Genomic DNA, 19,458 nt, shown 5'->3' with positions numbered 1-19,458 from the left:
CAACATTCTTCATTCGACATTCAATATTCGATATTATAATAAAAATCCCCCCGATAAGTCGGGGGGACTACAACTAAAAACAACAATCGCTGTGTTTAAACAATCGATTTATTCCCGGTGCATTTTACCGCACACAGGGAGGGACAGGGTACAAAACAACAATTATTAATCAGGTTTCTTTCCATCTAAAAACGTGTTCAGCGTGGAAATCTGGGTGTTATTATTTTCGTCGGTCCTTACTTCATACTTACTGTAGAAGTTTTCTACGCTTGAGATTGTATTGTACAATTCCAAATTGCGGCGGATGTAGGCCGGCACAGTTTCAAACTCATTGTTAGGGTCAGCTCCATTAATGTTGAACGAAAGATTGCGCAATTTCTGTATTCGTTCAGCTGCACGGCGTTTTTGTTCTTCTGCTTCGTCAAGCATCGCAAGATCCTCAGCAGAAATATTGCCGCTACTAACAGGGGGTAGAGTGTGATGGGCCCCAGGCACATCCGCCGCTGGAATATCATCTTTGAATACCAGATGCAGTTCATTCGGATCATCGTCCTGATTTGAGTTTGCATTGGCATTACGGACGGGTTCCTTCACAGGGGGGTGTTCAGGTTTGGATTCTTCTGCTTTTGGTTCTGCATAAATATTGGAAGGCTTGGCCAAGTATCCTCCGGATGCTGCAGACATCGAAGAATTATTTTGATGTTTTTGTGGTTGCTGTTGTTGCTGGGTTATTGACTTCGTGGAAATATTCTCAACGGGATCAGATGGCTGCGAAAGTACCCATTCAATTTTTTCCGGTACGTTATTTTTTTCCACGCTATTGTCCACAGTACTTTTACCAAACTCATCACTCGTAAAAAGCTCCAGCGGAACTGATGATGCTGTATTATCAGTATCAACCAGCTTCGGCGCCAGTTCGGGCTTTATAACCTGCTCCTCTGGTTTTTCTTCCTTCTTTTCAGCCTGCGGTTGTTCTTTCTTAGGTTGTTTTTCCTGCTGATTAAGTGTAAGAAGAATCTTATCGTCTTTTTTCGGCTCGGTTTTCTTAGCCGTTTTTTTAAATGGGTCCTTATGTTCAAAACCAGTGGCAATAAGGGTTATACCCAGCTGGTCGCCCAGTGAGTTATCGTACCCCATACCGAGAATTACATCGGTACCTTCGCCGGCCTGGTTTAATAAATAGTTTTGAATGATCTCAACCTCATCCATTGTAAACTCGTGCTCGCCTTCGGCTGAATTAATATTAATTAATATCCATTTGGCGCCGCGGATGTCGTTATCGTTCAGCAATGGCGAATTCAATGCTTCTTCAATGGTGCGTAAAGCTCTGCCTTCACCACCACAGGAAGCGCTTCCCAAAATAGCCACACCACCATTGCGCATTACAGTGCATACATCGGCAAAGTCAACGTTGATTTGTCCGGTGCTGTTAATTACATCGGTAATACATTTGGCGGCCGTTGCCAGCACGTTATCGGCTTTGGCAAACGCCTCTTTCATTTTAAGGTTACCAAACTGGTGACGCAGTTTATCGTTACTGATCACCAGCAATGTATCTACAGATTGCTTCAGTTCTTTAATACCATATTCGGCCTGCAACTGTCGTTTTTTTCCTTCATATGTAAAAGGAGTGGTTACAATACCTACTGTAAGTATATCAAGCTCTTTACATATTTTGGCAAGAATAGGTGCGCCACCGGTTCCGGTGCCACCGCCCATACCAGCGGTAATAAAAGCCATCTTTGTATTTACTTCCAATATGCGCTTAATCTCTTCCAGGCTTTCCTCTGTTGCCTGGCGGCCGATTTCGGGATTGGCGCCTGCGCCTAATCCCTGGGTTAAGTGGGGGCCCAACTGCACTTTATTGGGCACACGGCTTTGAGCAATCGCCTGTGCATCGGTGTTACAAATAATAAAGTTCACACCTTCAATATTCTGGCTGTACATGTGGTTAACCGCATTGCTGCCTCCGCCACCTACACCAATTACTTTGATGATAGATGATTTTTCCTTCGGTAAATCGAAATGAATCATAGCTTACTGTTTAACAGCCCCACCAGCCTACCCTCACTCGCTGCTGAGACCAGATTAAGAATAACGGGTTAGTGTAACAATTTTGCATATCGATGAAATGCTGTTTGCAAACATACGTTCCATCTTCATGCTGGTTTTTTTCATATTCCCCGGATTTTCTTTTCAAAAGGTTGATTGTATCTGTGGTCTGTTATTAAATAGTTATAAGTTGTAGGTTCTGAGTTATAAGTTCTGAGTTCATGATTATACGAGACTTCGAACTTAAAACTTATTACCTGGAACTTACAGGGCGTGGTCTTCTTCTTCCTTGAACAGTTCAATAATTCCGTCTTTGAACTTGCCCCAGAAATCTTTAATACCCTTACGGTTCCTTACCTTTTGGGCCTGCAGTTCTTCATCATCAAGCACTTCCTCATCTACCTCTTCTGCTTTACGCAGGTTTTCGGGTATTTCAATTTTACTGAACCGGTTTTCGAACTGTTTGCGATTGTGTTCGTAATCGCTGTAGCCTTTTAAAATAAGACCGATACAGGTTGAATAAGTTGGTCGTGCCAGTTCTTCGATATGGCCGGCAGCGAGGTGCTCGGTAGGATAACCGATGCGGGCATTCAAGCCGGTTACATATTCTGTTAACTGAATCAGATGTTTTAATTGTGAACCGCCACCGGTTAATACAATACCGCCATTGAGCATGCGGCTATCGAGTCCTACCTGTTTTAAATGATAGGTAACGAAATCCATGATCTCGCTCATACGTGCCTGTATGATGTTGGCCAGATTTTTTACACTGATCTCTTTGGCAGGCATACCACGCAAACCCGGAATAGTAATAAAGGCATTGCCGCGAGCCTCATTGGCCAGGGCGCTGCCAAACTGTACTTTCATTTGCTCGGCCTGTGTTTTCAACACGCCCAAACCGGTTTTGATGTCGTTGGTGATGTTTTCGCCGCCAAACGGAATAACCGCTGTGTGTTTTAAAATACCTTCATAAAAAACAGCGAGGTCGGTAGTACCACCACCGATATCAACAATGGCTACACCCGCTTCGAGGTCTTCGGTACCCATAACGGCCGAAGCAGAAGCCAATGGCTGCAATACGAGATCCTTTGTTTTTAGTCCGCTTTTTTCAACAGCGCGGTTGATATTGCGGATGGCATTTTTATCGCCTGTTATGATATGGAAGTTAGCGCCCACTTTCACACCACCGTACCCAATGGGGTTGGGAATGTTCTGAAAGTTATCTACGGTAAACTCCTGGGGTATAACGTCGATGATCTGATCACCGGCAGGGATATACGTTTTATACTGATCGGCGATAAGCTGATCAATTTCACGTTGTGTAATCTCTTCTTCGGTTTGATGGCGTACTATATCGCCCCGGGTTTGTAAGCTTTTGATGTGATGGCCTGCAATACCCACGTACACTTCGCTGATCTCCAAACCAGGGTTTGATGCATAGCAATTTTCAAGCGCCATAGCAATGGCCTTGATTGTTTCGTCGATGTTGAGCACCTGTCCGTGCTTTACGCCGTTTGAGTTAGCCCGGCCGAAGCCAAGTATCTCCAGCTTGCCGAACTCGTTTTTACGACCGGCAATCGCGGCGATTTTTGTCGTACCGATATCCAGTCCGACAATAATGGGTTGTTGTTCATTGTACATAATATCCTGTTTTTAGTTGTTGTATGGGGTACTATCATCAATAGGCAATGGGCAGTGGGCAATAGGCAATAATTACCGAACTTCCCAAATGCCGTGTTATGCTATAGTCTCAATTCGTTAATCTTTTCTTTATGAATAATGAACACCTTCCTGCTTCCTACTTCAACATTCAACGTTCTACATTCAATATTCATCATTCAATATTTCTCAGCCTTTCTTCACCCCAATAACCTGCTTATCGTACTGTACGTTCAGCTTCTGGTAAATATCCATTCCTGTTTTGCTCAACACCTGCTGATAGAACAGCAATAACCGTTTGAACTTTTTATCGCAATCGGTACCATCGCCAAATTCAATGATATGGTTACCTACCACCGGTATCATATCAAATGTGCGATCGGGTAATATATCTATCTGTGAAATCTGGGCCATCCAAAATTCATCGTGCACCAGATAATCACTAACATGAATGATATCGCGTACCAAAACACTATCAGAACTGATCAGTTTATCTTTTTCGTTCGGATAGCTGGTAAATACAGGTAACCGGGCCGAAAACTTATCCGACAGGGGCAACCGTTCGCCGCTGCTGTCGATATAAAAACTATTACCACTAACTGTAAAGAGCCTTGCTACGGGAATGCGTTCTTCAACAAGCACCTGTAAAATGTGGCTGTTATCAAAGAACAGTTCGGCATCTTTTACCCATACATTATTTTTCAGCTGGTTTTCCATCAGGCGCAGATCAAAGGCTTTTATCGACCGGCCTTTGATGCCCCCCTGGCCTATGAGTAATGCCGCTATATCTTTTTTATCTAAGAACCATTGATCTGCTTTGCCTTTTAATTTTATTGAATAGCCTTTGCAGATCTTATTGTTTTGCGAATTCACCGCCGCTACCAGTAATACCATGAGTCCGGCTGCCAGCGACAGCCAGATACATGCTAAAATCATTTTCCTGATATGGCGTTTCATTTTCATGGTCAATTGTGAATGGTCAATGGTCAATCGTGAAACGGCAAACGGCAAAAGTGAAACGGCAAACGTGAAAACAAGCTTCATTGCTTTTGTCTATTGCCTATTGCCCATTGCCATTTTTCCTTCGAGGCACCCACCCAACGGCCCTGGATATGACCGTCAGATGGGTACAAGGTATCCGGGTAAAAAATTCCCGAACACAATTGGGTTAGTTATTTTGATTCAATGATCTTCTTTATGGGCTGCACAAGCGTATCGATATCGCCGGCGCCAGCCGTAATTAATAACCAACCATTCCCACCGTTCATTTTACTTTTCGCAACAGGGCCAATCCACTGTATCAATTCCTCTTTATTCATTACACTTTTATGCTCATTTGTCATTAGTTCCAATATCATGTTACTTGTTACACCTGCTATGGGTAATTCCCGGGCCGGATAAATCGGCAACAACACAACTTCATCGGCCATATTCAACACTTCGGCAAACTCTGTGGCCAGGTCTCTTGTTCGCGTAAACAGGTGCGGCTGAAAAATCACCGTACAATGCATGTTTGTAAACAATCCTTTTGCACCGCTGATCAATGCGCGCAACTCTTCGGGGTGGTGCGCATAGTCATCAACAAAAGTGACGGCAGGCGTTTTAACTACATACTCAAATCTCCTCTTCACACCTTTAAAAGCCTCTACCGCTGCTTTGATCTTTTCGTTGTCAATTCCCAGGCGATGGGCGATGGCAATAGCGGCTGTTACATTTTCAACATTATGCAAACCGCCCATGTTCAATACCACATTGCTGAGTTGCCAGTCTTTTACCCGAACATCAAATGTGTAAGAGCCGTTTTGCATATGAATATTGGCGGCATACACATCGGCCTGGGGGTTTTGCAAATGATAGGTAAAATGATTAGGCGCTTTCAGATCGTTTCCTCTCGTTAACCCATATTTGCTTATTAACAACCCGCCGGGTTTGATCTTTCCCGCAAATTCAATAAACGCTTCTTCCATAGCGGCAGCCGTTCCGTAAATGTCTAAATGATCGGCATCCATTGCACTGATCACGGCTACATCCGGGCTCAACCGTAAAAAGCTGCGATCATATTCATCGGCTTCCACTACACAGGTATCGCGTTTATCACTCCAGTAATTACTGTTGTAGTTTACGGCAATACCACCCAAAAAAGCATTACACCCATACCCGCTGTGGCGCAGTATATGCGCCACCATGGTGGTGATGGTGGTTTTGCCATGTGTTCCGGCCACGCAGATATTAAAAGAACTTCTTGTAATAGCACCCAGTACTTCGCTTCGCTTTAACAACGGATAGTTGTTTTGCTGATAATACAGCAGCTCGCTATGGTCTTTAGGCACTGCCGGGGTAAATACAACCAGCTGTGCATCTTTGGGCGCCAGCGTAAGGTTGTCTTCATAATGTACCGGAATGCCTTCACTAACCAGTTGCTTCGTTAAGGGTGTTTCGGTTTTGTCGTACCCGCTTACTTCTTTTCCATGAAATTTAAAATAGCGGGCCAGCGCACTCATTCCTATTCCACCTATTCCTATAAAATAAACCTTTTGTATATCTCGTATATCGATCATGTTGTGAATGGTGAATGGTCAATTGTGAGTAATACCTCAGTTTCAATTCACTCTACTTTCTTCTTACTTCCTACTACCCACTCGCTACATATTACTTACAACTTATTACTTATAACTTACTACTTCCCATGCCTGCAATCATCTTCAACACTTCTGAAGCAACAACTTCATCGGCATTCGTTACGGCCAGTTTACCTATATTTTCTTTGAATATATTTTGTTGTTGTTCGTTTTTTGCCAGGGCAATTACAGCAGGCACCAGTTTTTCTTTTGCCTCACTGTCTTTTATCATGATACCTGCCTGTTTGTTCACCAGGTTTTGCGCATTGGCTGTTTGATGATCTTCTGCTGCAAAAGGAAACGGAACAAACACAACCGGCTTTTTTGCAACACATAACTCAGCTACCGACATAGCGCCGGCTCTTGAAATCACCACATCGGCAGCGGCATAGGCATATTCCATTTGAGTTATAAAACTGTTGGCCCAGATGTTTTTATTCTCAGCCGCCCGGGCGCTTGCTTTTTCGGCAAACAGTTTACCGGTTTGCCAAATGAGCTGTACATCGTTCTGAACAATCGTTTCGATGCCGGCATCGATCGCTTCATTAATTCCTTTGGCGCCTAAACTGCCTCCGGTAACAAATACCGTTTTTTTGGCAGGATCTAATCCAAAGAACTGAATACCCTGTGAACGGCTGATGGTGTTGGTTACAATGTTTTGCCGTACGGGATTTCCGGTGATCATAATTTTTGCTGCCGGAAAAAACTTTTCCATACCATCGGTAGCCACAAATATTTTACTGGCTTTTTTTCCGAGTAATATGTTCGATTTACCGGCGAATGAATTTGCTTCGTGAATGAAGGTGGCAATTCCCTGCGTTTGTGCATATCGTAAAACCGGAAAGCTCGAATATCCGCCTACACCTATCACTGCATCAGGACGAAACGTGTTAATTATATTTCGTACCTGCCAAAAGCTTTTTATCAGCTTTAACGGTAATCCGATATTCTTAATCAAAGAGCTTCTGTTAAACCCTGCTATATCAAGTCCTTTTATATTATAGCCGGCCTGCGGCACTTTTTCCATTTCCATTTTCCCCTTCGCACCTACAAATAATATTTCAACAGATGGTTGCAATTTGCGCAATGCATGTGCAATGGCCACAGCAGGAAAAATATGTCCTCCGGTTCCTCCCCCAGCAATTATTACACGACGGCCCCCCCTCGCCTCCCGCCCCGGCGGGATGGAGGGGAATTGTGAATCACCCGATGTATTTTGTAACTCGCTCATTGTGCATCTTTTTTTGAAGCCTTACTTTTTCTTACTTATCCGCTGATATGCCTTTTTTCACTAAGGCCTCTTTCTTCAATGCCTTTACCTTCTGTTCCTTTCCTTCATTCTCTTCAGTTATATCTTCATCGACTTCATTAAATTTTTTCGAAGCTTCTTTTTTCAATGGTTTTAATTTTTCTTCTTTCCCTTCTTTGCGCTCTTTCTTATTTTTAATTTCTCCAATTGCTTTTAAAGCCGTCTTTTCTTCTTTGTCTGCAGGCGTTTCTTTCTCTTTCGCCCCGGCATTGGAAGCAGGCTCTGCCTTCGGCGCCTCCAGCTGCTCTACGTTCCTGGCAACACTTAATATGATGCCGATGGCCAAACAGGTGAATAAAAATGAACTTCCTCCCATACTTACCAGCGGTAAGGTTACCCCTGTAACCGGAAATAAATTCACGGTTACCGCCATATTGATAAACGCCTGAATCACCAGCGTAAAACTTAGCCCCAATGCCAGAAAGGCCCCGAATGCATAGGGGCATTTTTTAAATATGCGTATACTCCTGAACAGGAATAACAGATAAACAAAAATCAGAAAAGCCCCCCCTGTCAATCCATACTCTTCCACGATAATGGCAAATATGAAATCAGAATAAGGATGCGGCAGAAAGTTGCGCGTTTGACTATTACCGGGCCCCAGGCCTAACAAGCCACCTTTTGCAATGGCGATCTTCGACTGGTTGATCTGGTAATTTTCATCTTTATCAACTTCCTTGCTGTCGTACATGAAATTCTGCACGCGGCTGATCCAGGTTGGTACGCGGCCGACCTGCAAAAAAAATGGCAGTTCAGAACATTTCTGTTCCTGCCTGTCGTAGAACATCATGGCCAGCATAACCAGTATCGTTACCGGAATAGCGGCCACACCTACGGTCATCAGCAGGTGTTTTGTACTTGTCCGTCCTATAAATAACAACAACATGCTGGTGGCAGCCACCAGCAATGCAGTACTCAGGTTTGCCGGTACAATCAATAAACATATGATCACTACCGGTGTAATAACAGGAATAAACCCTTTTTTAAAATCCTTTATCACCTCCTGTTTTTTACTGAGCAGCCGGCTCAGGTACATAAACAGCGCCAACTTGGCCAGGTCAGAGGTTTGAAAGGTTAGGTTAATGAACGGAAGCCTTATCCAGCGGCTACCTTCGTTTAGTTTTAACCCAAAGAAAAAGGTGTATATCAATAATGGTATCGATAGTAAAAATAAAATTCGCGCAACCCTCGAGTACAACGTATAGTTCACCCGATGCGAAAAATAAATTACGCCCAGGCCTACTGCCGTAAACATTACCTGTTTAAACAAGTATACTTCGGTATTACCCCGGTTGTACTTGTAGGCCAGCAAACCTGTTGAGCTATATACAGCAAGCATCGACACCAGGGCAAGCAATACCACTATCGCCCAGATGACTTTATCACCTTTTGTCTTACTTAGTATGCCTCCTGCATTTGTGTTGTTTAACGATATGTCGTTTGCACCTGCCATTTATATATACATCTTTATAACTAATTCATGCCGCCACATCAGTCAGGCCCCAAAACCAATCGCTGATATCATTCCTCAGGTGTACCACTCTACCGCCCCTGCCGGGATCAGAACTTTACAACTTACAGTTCGCGAACCGCCTGTTTGAACTGATCGCCGCGATCTTCGTAGTTTTTAAACAGATCGAAGCTGGCGCAAGCCGGACTTAACAAAACTGCATCGCCCGGGCTGGCAAGCATAAAGGCTGATTTTACTGCTTCGTCGGCAGTGCCGGCATCTACTATCCTCGGTACATACTCTTTGAATGCTTCATGTATCTTGCTGTTATCGGTACCCATACACACAATCGCTTTTACTTTTTCACGTACCAGCTCTTCGAGTATTGTATAATCGTTTCCTTTATCTACACCACCCAATATTAAAATAGTAGGCAGGCGCATGCTTTCGAGCGCATACCAGGTACTGTTTACATTGGTGGCTTTGCTGTCGTTAATAAATTGTACGCCGCGTACAGTGGCTACCGGCTCCATTCTGTGCGCCAGCGATTCGAATGTTTGAACTGCCGTGCGGATCTTTTCTTTGCGAATACCCACCTGCACACCCGCCAAACTTGCTGCCATAGTGTTATACTGGTTGTGTTTGCCCTGTAATGTAAAATCGTTCACATTCATCTCCATCCGCTCATCATCTGCTATAACTGTCATCTGTCCGTTTCTGATAAAAGCTCCCTGGGGTAATTCTTTGCTCATACTGAATGGTAATGGGTTAGATTTGATCGAATATTTTCCTATGTATTGCATGGTTACCGGATCGTCGGCACAGTAAATAAAATAGTCCTGCGCTGTTTGGTTTTCTGCTATCCGAAACTTACTGTGAATGTAATTTTCGAACCGGTAATCATAGCGATCCAAATGGTCTTCCGTGATATTGGTGAGTATAGCGATATCCGGCCTGAACGTTTTGATATCGTCTAACTGAAAACTGCTGATCTCTGCAACATACCAGGGTTTTGGATCTTCCGCCACCCGTTTGGCGAATGAATACCCGATGTTGCCTACCAGTGCACAATCCAGTCCACCTGTTTTACAAATGTGATAGACTAATGACGTGGTAGTGGTTTTGCCATTGCTGCCGGTGATTCCAATGATCTTACTGTTGCCTTTGTAGCGGTACGCAAATTCAATTTCACTGATAACCGGTATACCTTTTTTCCTGATCTTTTTCACGAGTTCATTCTTTTCGGGTATACCCGGACTTTTCATCACTTCATCTGCGTTCAAAATCTTTTCTTCTGTATGCTTTTCGCCTTCCCATTCGATACCGTATTTGTTCAGCTCATCCTGGTATTTTTGTTTAACAGGACCGCCATCAGATACAAATACGTTATACCCTTTTTGCCTGCCTAATATAGCAGTGCCTATGCCGCTTTCGCCGGCGCCAAGTATTACCAATCGCTTACTCATGTAATTACTAACTCCATTTAAATCCCGACTTCAGTCGGAAAGCTTTCATCGCTACCTATCAGGTAGTTCGGATTAAGGGGGTTCTTCGATAAGTTTGAATTCTTACTGCAATACCACGCGCCTCCTACCTGACTACTATGATGTTGGTTTTCCTTAAGTGGAAATTCAGAGTGGTGGTTTTTCAGTAATCTCTTTTTTTATTTAAGATGCCTGTAGCGGCATTTATGTTCTTATCTGATTTTTAAGGTTACTATCGAAAACACGATACATAAAATGGTCACAATCCAAAACCTCGTCACTATTTTCGATTCATGATATCCCAGTTTCTGATAATGGTGATGCAGGGGGCTCATTAAAAAGATCCGCTTCCCTTCGCCATATTTCTTTTTGGTGTATTTAAAATACGTTACCTGTAAACTTACACTCAGCACTTCTACGAGGAATACACCGCAAAAAATGGGTATCAATAATTCTTTTCTTACAATAATGGCCAATGCCGCAATGATACCACCAAGCGTTAAGCTTCCTGTATCGCCCATAAATACCTGCGCCGGATACGCATTGTACCACAAAAACCCAATACAGGCCCCGATAAGCGCTCCGATAAAAATACTCAGCTCACCAAGGTTGGGTATATACATGATATTGAGGTACTCTGCAAACCGAAGGTTACCGCTGGCATAGGCAAAAATGCCTAAGCAGGTTCCTATAATGGCGCTGGTGCCCGTTGCCAAACCATCTATACCATCTGTGATATTTGCACCGTTCGAAACAGCGGTAACAATAAATATCACAACGATCACATATAAGATCCATGTCAAAGAGCGAAGTCCACCCGGTAATAATTTCGAGTAGTTAAACTCATGCGATTTTACAAACGGTATGGTTGTGATGGGTTCATTAGCTTCTACGAATATTTTTTCGTGGTTATCAAACTGCACCCGGTGAATCTGCATATTACTTGTATCAGCAGGCAAATTGTCACCGGTATATTCGCGCCACACTTTTGTATTGTTGTTAAACAACAGTACCATCGCTACCACAAAACCCAATACCACCTGACCGAGTACTTTAAACCATCCGGCCAAACCATCTTTATTGCCTTTTTTATATGCTATACCCTGTTGTTGTGCCTGTCTTTTTGCACGCAGTTTCAGGTAATCGTCGATAAAACCTATCAAACCGAGCCATACTGTTGCAAACAGCATCAGGCGTATATATGCTTTGTTCAGATCGGCCAGTAACAGGGTTGGAACAAGAATGGCGAGGATGATAATGAATCCACCCATTGTTGGCGTACCCTTTTTTTGCGCCTCACCGGCAAGCCCCAGATCACGTACTGTTTCACCTACCTGTTTTTTACGCAGGTAATTGATGAACTGTTTACCAAAAACGGCCGATATTACCAGCGACAGAATAACAGCCAGCAATACCCGTGATGTAATGAACTGAAACAGCGCATTACCCGGAAACTTTACCCCCAGTTCCTTTAACCAATCAATTAAATGGTACAGCATTTGGTTTCTTTTTAGGCTAAGAGATTTTTCCCGCCATGGGCGGGAAAGAATATAAAGAGATAAAGAGTTCCTCTTGTGCCAGGAGTAAAAGAGTAAAAAGAGATTAAGCGTTTCTCTCTGTTTTTACATCCTGCCTGTTGATTCAGTGCCTAACCTTTAACCCTTGCCTTTTCGCCTGTACCTTTTTCCAAAATCTTTTCTCTTCTTTTTGTGGTGGTCGCTCTTATCTCCTTCTACTCTTTTTTTACTCTCAGCTATGTAACCGTCCGTATCTGTTTTTTTGTCAATGGTGAATGGTCAATGGTGAATAGTTGCCGATATTTCAATCAGCCCTTCTGATTGCCATTTCCCTTCTCACATTTTCAACCCTGTTGGGTTGTCATTGTATCCTCCGGGGTTTCACCCCGGCTATTCATATTCTCCCGGTTTCACCGGGAGTTGTTCACATTGAAGTCCTTCGGACTTCATTTTCAAATTTGCACAATTTCAAATTTTCAAATTAGCTGCTTCATTTCTCATACAGCTCAAACATTTCCTTCAGCACCTTTTTATCATCGAAAGGATGTTTTACTCCTTTTATCTCCTGGTATTTTTCGTGTCCTTTGCCGGCTATCAGTACAATGTCGCCGGGCTTTGCCATACTCACTGCCAGTTTAATGGCTTCTTTGCGATCGGGTACCGATACATACTTTCTTTTGGCGGCCGTGTTTAAACCGGTTTCCATATCGGCCAGTATCTGCAAAGGATCTTCACTGCGCGGATTATCAGAGGTAAACACCACTTTATCGCTGTGCTCACAGGTTACTTCGGCCATCACCGGGCGTTTGGTTTTGTCGCGGTCGCCGCCGCAACCAACTACTGTAATGATCTGCTCATGACCTTCGCGCAATTTTTTAATAGTAGCCAGCACATTCAGCAAAGCGTCGGGTGTGTGTGCATAATCCACAATTCCGATTATCATTTGTTTTGCCGAAATCATATAATCAAAGCGCCCTTCGGCCCCGGTAATCCCACTCAAACAACGCAATACTTCCTGTTTATCTTCGCCCAAACAAACTGCCGCTCCATATACAGCCAGCAGGTTATAGGCATTGAACTCTCCGATCAATCTGAAATGCACTTCCTGGTCGTTAATGGTCATAACCAAACCGGTTAACCTGTTTTCCAGGATCTTTCCTTTAAACTCGGCCATCGTGCGCAAACTGTACAGGTATTTGTGTGCATGTGTGTTTTGCAACATTACCTGTCCGCGTTTATCATCGGCATTTGAAATAGCAAATGCATCAGATGGCAGTGTATCGAAAAAAGATTTCTTTACCCTGATGTATTCATCAAAGGTTTTATGATAATCCAGGTGATCGTGTGTTATGTTGCTGAACAAACCACCTGTATATTTTAAACCCGTGATGCGATGCTGATGAATCGCATGCGAGCTGGTTTCCATAAACACATGGGTGCAGCCGCTGTTCACCATCTGCTGCAATAATGCATTCAGATTAATAGCATCGGGTGTGGTATGCGTTGCCGGCACTATTTCATCACCAATATGATTTTGAACGGTGCTCAGCAAACCACATTTATATCCCAACGATGTAAAGAGCTTGAATAATAAGGTAGCAATAGTTGTTTTTCCATTGGTACCGGTTACTCCTATCAGTTTCACTTTTTCAGACGGCTGGCCGTAAAAATTATGTGCCATATAACCTGCAGCCGTGTTACTGTTCTCAACCTGCACATAGGTTACGCCCTCGTTCAGTGCTTTTGGCATTGTTTCACAAATCACCGCTTTCACTCCCTGTTGCACCACCTGATCAATAAACCCGTGGCCATCGACCGCAGTTCCTTTCAGAGCAATAAAAACCGATCCTTCACTCACTTTACGCGAATCGGTTTGCAGGTCACGAACCGAAATGCCCGTGTTGCCATGTACCGATCGGATGCTCACCTTATATAATATGTCCTGCAGCGTCAAGCCGTATAATTATTAATTCAGTTCTAAAATAACAGTCTGGTGATTGCTTACCGTTGTACCGGGTTCAATACTCTGACTGATCACTTTTCCTTTTCCGTGAAAAACAACTTTCAACCGTCGGTTCTCCAGTAAAAACAATGCATCTTTTAATCCCAGTCCCCGCATATCGGGCATGATGCGTGGCGCTACTGTTTTGTTGTTCAATACCGGTTTATTATTTACAGCGTATAAACTGCTCCACTCATCCTGCTGCGACGAATCGCTGTATTTCATCTTCAATTTTTCCATCACCTCTTTTATATCTTCCGTTGCACCGGCATATAAATAGTAACTGCTGTCTTTTTTCAACGCCAGCTGTTTAAGGCCTCTGCTTTCATCGGCATTCTGTGCATACAGCTTATCGGCTATTTCTTTAAAAACCGGACCGGCTACTTTTGCACCATAGTATTCGCGTGAAAAAGGTTTGTTGCGAATCACCACAATACAACTGTATTGAGGATGATCGGCCGGAAAATAACCGGCAAAAGAGCTCTGATAAATATGATCGCTGTATCCTCTGTTGCCATTGGCCATTAAAGCGGTACCGGTTTTACCAGCGGCTTTGTAGGCGGCGCCTTTGAACAAATCCATTCCTGTGCCTTCGGTACAAACGCCTTCCAAACATTCGCGTAACAGATTCAATGTTTTTGCACTGCAAACCGATTCTTCAAGAACCACCGGCTGAAATTCCCGGATGTTCACTCCATTTTCCATTACGGCATTCACGAGGTAAGGCTTCATCATTTTTCCGCCGTTGGCAACCGCATTATACAACGTTAGTGTTTGCAAAGGGCTTACCAGTACTTCGTACCCAAAACTCATCCATGGCAAAGAAGTAGCGCTCCATGTTTTTGATTTGGGTGTTTTTATTACAGGTGTTGCTTCGCCCAACAGGTCGATGCCGGTTGGCTGATCAAATCGCAGCTTCTTAATGTGATTTACAAACCGGGTCGGATTTTTAGCATAGTAAGTCATTGTTAACTTGGCCATGCCAACATTCGAGCTGTGTTCAAACGCCTGCTTTACGGTTGCATCGGTTCCATGATCTTCAGTATCGTATACCGTTCTTCCATTCACATTCCAGCTTCCTCCTTCGAGATTTACGTGTTGGTTCAAAGTTATCAACTGATCTTCGAGCAGCGATAACATGGTGGCCAGTTTAAACGTAGAACCCGGTTCAGATGCCTGAATGGCATAATTCATATTTTCCCAATAACTGCCGTCGTTCCTTCGGCCAAGATTCGAAATTGCTTTGATCTTGCCGGTAGCTACTTCCATTACAATACAAGTGCCATACTCACATTCATTTTCTGTCAAAACTTTCAGTAATGCATTTTCTGCAATATCCTGAATATTTACATCGAGCGTTGTAATAATATCTTTACCATTCTGCGGTTCAATTTCAGAACCATCTACAGGAACAAATACGCCGGCCGCAATTTTTCGCATCAGGCGTTTTCCGCTCTCGCCCCGCAATTGATCATCGTATGTTTTTTCAAGGCCCACATTCATATTGCGCATCGTTCCGCCGCTATCGATATACTCGCGCGATAAACCAATTGTTCTGTTTGCCAGTAAGCCAAACGGATTCAATCTTTTATCTTTCACATCGGCAATGAATCCGCTTTTATCTTTTCCCAAACGCACCAGTGGCAAACTACGCAACTGTTTGTATTGGGCGAACGTAATGTTCTTTTTTAACAAATAGTACCGGTTCTTTTTCTGGTAGCCGCTTTTCAATTCGCGACGCCATGATGCTTTGTTTTTTTCGTTGAACAATTCGGCAAGGCCGATGCACAACGAATCGAGATTGTTTTCGAACCGCGCTCCGTTCTTTTCACGTAACCCTTCTGCTGCGAAATCAATATATATATCAAAATATGGTGTTGAGGTGCTGAGCATGCGGCCATCTTCACTGTAAATGGTACCGCGCTGCGCATCAATTTCAACAAACTTTTGTTGCTGGTCTTTTGCCTGTTCGCGCCAATAAGCTCCCTGCACCTGCTGAATGTATATCGCCCGCCCCAGTATCACAATACTGAACACCACAATGCCCAGAAAGGCAAGGTATACACGCCATAATATGTCCTTTTTTACTTCCAATGCTCTGGTCAATGGTGAATGGTCAATTTCCACTTGCAATATTCAAAGTATCAACAAGCACCGCCGGCGGAATTGTCAGTTCTTTTAAACCAAGCGGTTGCACGGCTTTAGCCAGTTCGCTTTGTTTGCTGCGGTACATCACTTCGCTTTTCAGTGTTTTAAATTCGTATTGCAATTCTTTCAATTCTCTGTTTACCTTGTTTATACTGCGAACGGTTTTATCGGCATAGTGACCATTATATATGTAAATCACTGCCAGTACCGACAGAAAAAGGAAGAAAGGAATATTCTTCACAATCCATCGATGACCGAACAATCGCGTCCGGGCGCGATCTTTTTTCCTGCGTGATATTTCTTTTTCTTCACTCATTGGTTTAATCAAATAGCGGCCAGGCAGGTGCTATCCGCCTAACCGCTACGTAAGCTTAATTCACGAGGTGCGTTTCAAAAAACATTGAAAGCAAATCACAAACAATACCCTTTATTATGAGAATAAGAACTTTTTTTTCGTGAATGGTGAATGGTCAATGGTGAATAGTTGCCGAATTTTCAATCACTTCTACTAATTACCAACATCCTTCAATTTCATCTTCTTACCTCCTACTCTTCACCTTCTTCATTTCTCATTTCACATTTCCTTCTACATTCAAAATTCAACATTCAATATTCGACATTTTCAGCCTTCGGGCTTCTCTGCAACCCTTAACCGGGCGCTGCGTGCGCGGGGGTTGCGTTTCATTTCTTCTTCGGTTGGTTCGATAGGTTTTTTGGTTATCGCTTTAAGAGGTGGAACACTTGTTTGGCGACCAAACGGATCAGTATCGGTTTCTTCTTCTTCAAAACGTCCTTTACGGAAATAGTTTTTTACGATCCGGTCTTCCAGCGAATGAAAGGTGATGATGGCTACACGGCCTTTCGGTTTTAACAGGGAGGGAACCTGTTGCAGCATTTCTTTCAATGCCCCTAATTCGTCGTTTACTTCAATGCGCAAAGCCTGAAAAACCTGGGCAAAGTACTTGTGAGGATTTCCTTTCACTACAGATTGAAGCGCCTGCTTAAAATTGGAGATGGTTTTAAGCGATACGGTTTTACGAACCTGAACAATGGTACGGGCCAGTGTTTTTGAATTGGTTACTTCGCCATACTGTTCAAACAATTTGTGCAATTGCTGTTCAGTGTAAGTATTTACCACTTCAAAAGCGGTCAGTTGCTGCCGTTGGTCCATGCGCATGTCGAGGTCGCCTTCAAAACGGGTGCTAAAACCACGATCGGCTGTATCGAACTGGTGGCTGCTTACACCCAGGTCGGCCAGGATGCCATTAACCTGTGTTATTTTATGCAACCGGCAAAACCGCTGCAGGTGCCTGAAATTGTGCTGAACAAAAATCACCCGATCATCATCCGGCACATTCTTCCGGGCATCTGCATCCTGGTCAAAAACAACCAGCCGTCCGTGCTCATCCAGTCGCTTTAAAATTTCCAGGGAATGACCCCCGCCGCCAAAGGTACAATCAACATATACACCGCCGGGGTGAATGAGCAATCCCTCAATCACCTCGTTCAATAAAACCGGTACATGGTAAACAGGCTCACTCATAACTTTACATTTGCGTAGTATTTCGACCACCCATTACCCGTTCGGCCAGATCGCTGTACTTTTCCGGTGTAAAAGAATCAAAGAACTGTTGGTACTTACCTTTATCCCAGATTTCAATTTTGTTTATTACAGACACCAGCACTACATCTTTTTCCAAACCTGCATGGGCTTTTAAATTTGGCGGAATTAACATGCGTCCCGCTGAATCAAGCTCCGATATGGTGGCACCCATTGTAAAATATCTTAAGAACTCCCTGTTTTCGGCCTTGTATTCGCTAACTTTACTCAATTCTGCCAATATGGGATCCCAATTTTTTTTAGGATATAAAGTCAAACATTTTTCAAAACCACGGGCTATGACAAATTGCTCACCTGCATCCTCCGGTATTTGCTTTTTAAGCCCTGCCGGTAGGAGAAAACGACCTTTTGCGTCTAAGGTAACTTCGTATTCTCCGAGAAAAACGATCATTTACAATGAGTTGCATCTACTTGTTTAATACTTACACAAAATAACACTTTTTCCCACTTTCTAACTTGAATTTGGAAAAATTATTTTTTCCACAAGGATAATTATTTGTATAAGGATGATCTACAATGGTTTTGAGCCGCAAAACGGGTTGTCAGTGCAAAACCGATGTGCATAAACCTGTGGATAAACGTGAATAACGGTGGATTGGGTGTGAATTAGGGCGAAGCTGTTTTAAATGTGCCCTACATGCCTGTGTGGTGCAAATAACCGCGATTGCCCTTTACCAAACGATGGACAGCCGGCGTATAAACCAGGTGTAAAATAAGTTCCATCCCAGATTCATCTTAGGGTTATGTTAGGGTCATCTTAGGGTTATTCAATGATATTTATCCTAAGATGATCTAAGGATAATCCTATTATAACCTTAGTATTTTCCTATGATACAGCATGTTTGCTGTATATGTTGCGCTACTTAAAAAGCACCCCGGCGACTTACCTTTCAGTTTTTATGATTAATCTCGCATAAAATTCTCCCATGCCAACCGCAGGCTATTCAGGCACTCCCCTGATCAAAAAGCTGGGCATTACCCCCTCCATGAAGGTGCAGCTGATCAATGCACCTGCCGAATATCAGGGCTGGCTGCATACCGATATTAATTCGCAGCTCATCACCGCCAAAGAAATCCCCAACTTAATTCATGTGTTTGTTACTACGTACCGGGAGTTTGAAACCATTCTGAAAAAATTAAAACCGGTGTACAAGGCCAATCCGGCTGTTATAATTTGGGTAAGCTGGTACAAGAAAAGCGCTGGCATTGCTACCGATGTTACTGAAGACGTGATTCGTAACTATGCCCTGCAGAACGACCTGGTAGATGTGAAAGTGTGTGCCGTAACCGATCAATGGAGCGGGTTGAAGCTGGTAGTGCCGAAAATTAAACGATGATAGTTTAACGGGTTGATTTGTTTGATTGTTACGGTTCAGGCGCCCCGTGATTATACGGTGCCGGCTCTGCGTGTCTGTACTTATCGTGTACAGGAGTGTAGTGAGGAACTTTCATTGGCGATCCGCCGAATCTGTGGTAAAACCTACATTAGCCGAAAGGCTGGTTCTTAAATCAGAATTTATCTATAACTCAATGATTATCAAAATAAAAAAGCCTCCCGGAGGGGAGGCTGCACTAATCAAATACCATTAACCATTAAA

The 19,458-nt window shown here is 43.4% G+C and carries 14 protein-coding genes; 1 reads left to right on the top strand and 13 read right to left on the bottom strand.

Annotated elements, in window-relative coordinates; all coding sequences use genetic code 11:
• Positions 1–165 precede the first annotated feature (165 nt).
• From ftsZ to mraZ, 13 genes are all read right to left on the bottom strand, one after another.
• Positions 166–2,034, bottom strand: a complete 1,869-nt coding sequence (gene ftsZ, locus AC59IL_RS20170; protein ID WP_496553995.1) for a cell division protein FtsZ — start codon at positions 2,032–2,034, stop codon at positions 166–168.
• A 282-nt stretch (positions 2,035–2,316) separates the two neighbouring features.
• Positions 2,317–3,693, bottom strand: coding sequence for a cell division protein FtsA (gene ftsA / locus AC59IL_RS20165; RefSeq protein ID WP_496553994.1), 1,377 nt, complete (start codon positions 3,691–3,693; stop codon positions 2,317–2,319).
• Between the two features lie 207 nt (positions 3,694–3,900).
• Positions 3,901–4,755: a cell division protein FtsQ/DivIB gene (locus AC59IL_RS20160; protein ID WP_496553993.1), complete on the bottom strand. Its 855-nt coding sequence runs from the start codon at positions 4,753–4,755 to the stop codon at positions 3,901–3,903.
• Between the two features lie 128 nt (positions 4,756–4,883).
• Positions 4,884–6,269: a UDP-N-acetylmuramate--L-alanine ligase gene (gene murC, locus AC59IL_RS20155; protein ID WP_496553992.1), complete on the bottom strand. Its 1,386-nt coding sequence runs from the start codon at positions 6,267–6,269 to the stop codon at positions 4,884–4,886.
• Positions 6,270–6,378: 109 nt separating this feature from the next.
• Positions 6,379–7,560, bottom strand: a complete 1,182-nt coding sequence (gene murG, locus AC59IL_RS20150) for an undecaprenyldiphospho-muramoylpentapeptide beta-N-acetylglucosaminyltransferase (protein ID WP_496553991.1) — start codon at positions 7,558–7,560, stop codon at positions 6,379–6,381.
• A 31-nt stretch (positions 7,561–7,591) separates the two neighbouring features.
• Positions 7,592–9,091: an FtsW/RodA/SpoVE family cell cycle protein gene (locus AC59IL_RS20145; protein WP_496553990.1), complete on the bottom strand. Its 1,500-nt coding sequence runs from the start codon at positions 9,089–9,091 to the stop codon at positions 7,592–7,594.
• Positions 9,092–9,213: 122 nt separating this feature from the next.
• Positions 9,214–10,554: a UDP-N-acetylmuramoyl-L-alanine--D-glutamate ligase gene (gene murD, locus AC59IL_RS20140; RefSeq protein WP_496553989.1), complete on the bottom strand. Its 1,341-nt coding sequence runs from the start codon at positions 10,552–10,554 to the stop codon at positions 9,214–9,216.
• Between the two features lie 230 nt (positions 10,555–10,784).
• Positions 10,785–12,071 (bottom strand): phospho-N-acetylmuramoyl-pentapeptide-transferase, encoded by a 1,287-nt coding sequence (gene mraY / locus AC59IL_RS20135; protein WP_496553988.1) that lies wholly within the window; start codon positions 12,069–12,071, stop codon positions 10,785–10,787.
• A gap of 508 nt (positions 12,072–12,579) precedes the next feature.
• Positions 12,580–14,043, bottom strand: coding sequence for a UDP-N-acetylmuramoyl-L-alanyl-D-glutamate--2,6-diaminopimelate ligase (locus AC59IL_RS20130; protein ID WP_496553987.1), 1,464 nt, complete (start codon positions 14,041–14,043; stop codon positions 12,580–12,582).
• A gap of 12 nt (positions 14,044–14,055) precedes the next feature.
• The gene (locus AC59IL_RS20125) at positions 14,056–16,197 is read right to left on the bottom strand and encodes a penicillin-binding protein (RefSeq protein WP_496553986.1); all 2,142 of its coding nucleotides are present in this window, start codon (positions 16,195–16,197) and stop codon (positions 14,056–14,058) included.
• A 10-nt stretch (positions 16,198–16,207) separates the two neighbouring features.
• Entirely contained in the window at positions 16,208–16,555 is a 348-nt protein-coding gene (locus tag AC59IL_RS20120; RefSeq protein WP_496553985.1) for an FtsL-like putative cell division protein, read from the bottom strand.
• 306 nt (positions 16,556–16,861) lie between these two features.
• Positions 16,862–17,782, bottom strand: coding sequence for a 16S rRNA (cytosine(1402)-N(4))-methyltransferase RsmH (rsmH, locus tag AC59IL_RS20115; protein ID WP_496553984.1), 921 nt, complete (start codon positions 17,780–17,782; stop codon positions 16,862–16,864).
• Between the two features lie 4 nt (positions 17,783–17,786).
• Positions 17,787–18,251, bottom strand: a complete 465-nt coding sequence (gene mraZ, locus AC59IL_RS20110) for a division/cell wall cluster transcriptional repressor MraZ (protein ID WP_496553983.1) — start codon at positions 18,249–18,251, stop codon at positions 17,787–17,789.
• A 535-nt stretch (positions 18,252–18,786) separates the two neighbouring features.
• On the opposite strand from mraZ, the gene AC59IL_RS20105 reads away from it, so the two are divergent.
• Positions 18,787–19,197 carry a hypothetical protein gene (locus tag AC59IL_RS20105; protein ID WP_496553982.1) on the top strand — a complete coding sequence of 137 codons (411 nt, stop codon included), beginning with the start codon at positions 18,787–18,789 and terminating at the stop codon, positions 19,195–19,197.
• The last annotated feature ends 261 nt before the right edge of the window (positions 19,198–19,458 follow it).

The sequence above is a fragment of the Niastella sp. sgz303648 genome (assembly GCF_059587045.1).
The sequence above is the reverse complement of the archived record's forward strand: the minus strand, read 5'-3'. Positions and strand labels throughout refer to the sequence as shown.

Coding starts and splice junctions, on each gene's coding strand:
- ftsZ (WP_496553995.1), bottom strand. CDS start 2,034: ATGATTCATTTCGATTTACCGAAGGAAAAATCATCTATCATCAAAGTA.
- ftsA (WP_496553994.1), bottom strand. CDS start 3,693: ATGTACAATGAACAACAACCCATTATTGTCGGACTGGATATCGGTACG.
- AC59IL_RS20160 (WP_496553993.1), bottom strand. CDS start 4,755: ATGAAGCTTGTTTTCACGTTTGCCGTTTCACTTTTGCCGTTTGCCGTT.
- murC (WP_496553992.1), bottom strand. CDS start 6,269: ATGATCGATATACGAGATATACAAAAGGTTTATTTTATAGGAATAGGT.
- murG (WP_496553991.1), bottom strand. CDS start 7,560: ATGAGCGAGTTACAAAATACATCGGGTGATTCACAATTCCCCTCCATC.
- AC59IL_RS20145 (WP_496553990.1), bottom strand. CDS start 9,091: ATGGCAGGTGCAAACGACATATCGTTAAACAACACAAATGCAGGAGGC.
- murD (WP_496553989.1), bottom strand. CDS start 10,554: ATGAGTAAGCGATTGGTAATACTTGGCGCCGGCGAAAGCGGCATAGGC.
- mraY (WP_496553988.1), bottom strand. CDS start 12,071: ATGCTGTACCATTTAATTGATTGGTTAAAGGAACTGGGGGTAAAGTTT.
- AC59IL_RS20120 (WP_496553985.1), bottom strand. CDS start 16,555: ATGAGTGAAGAAAAAGAAATATCACGCAGGAAAAAAGATCGCGCCCGG.
- rsmH (WP_496553984.1), bottom strand. CDS start 17,782: ATGAGTGAGCCTGTTTACCATGTACCGGTTTTATTGAACGAGGTGATT.
- mraZ (WP_496553983.1), bottom strand. CDS start 18,251: ATGATCGTTTTTCTCGGAGAATACGAAGTTACCTTAGACGCAAAAGGT.
- AC59IL_RS20105 (WP_496553982.1), top strand. CDS start 18,787: ATGCCAACCGCAGGCTATTCAGGCACTCCCCTGATCAAAAAGCTGGGC.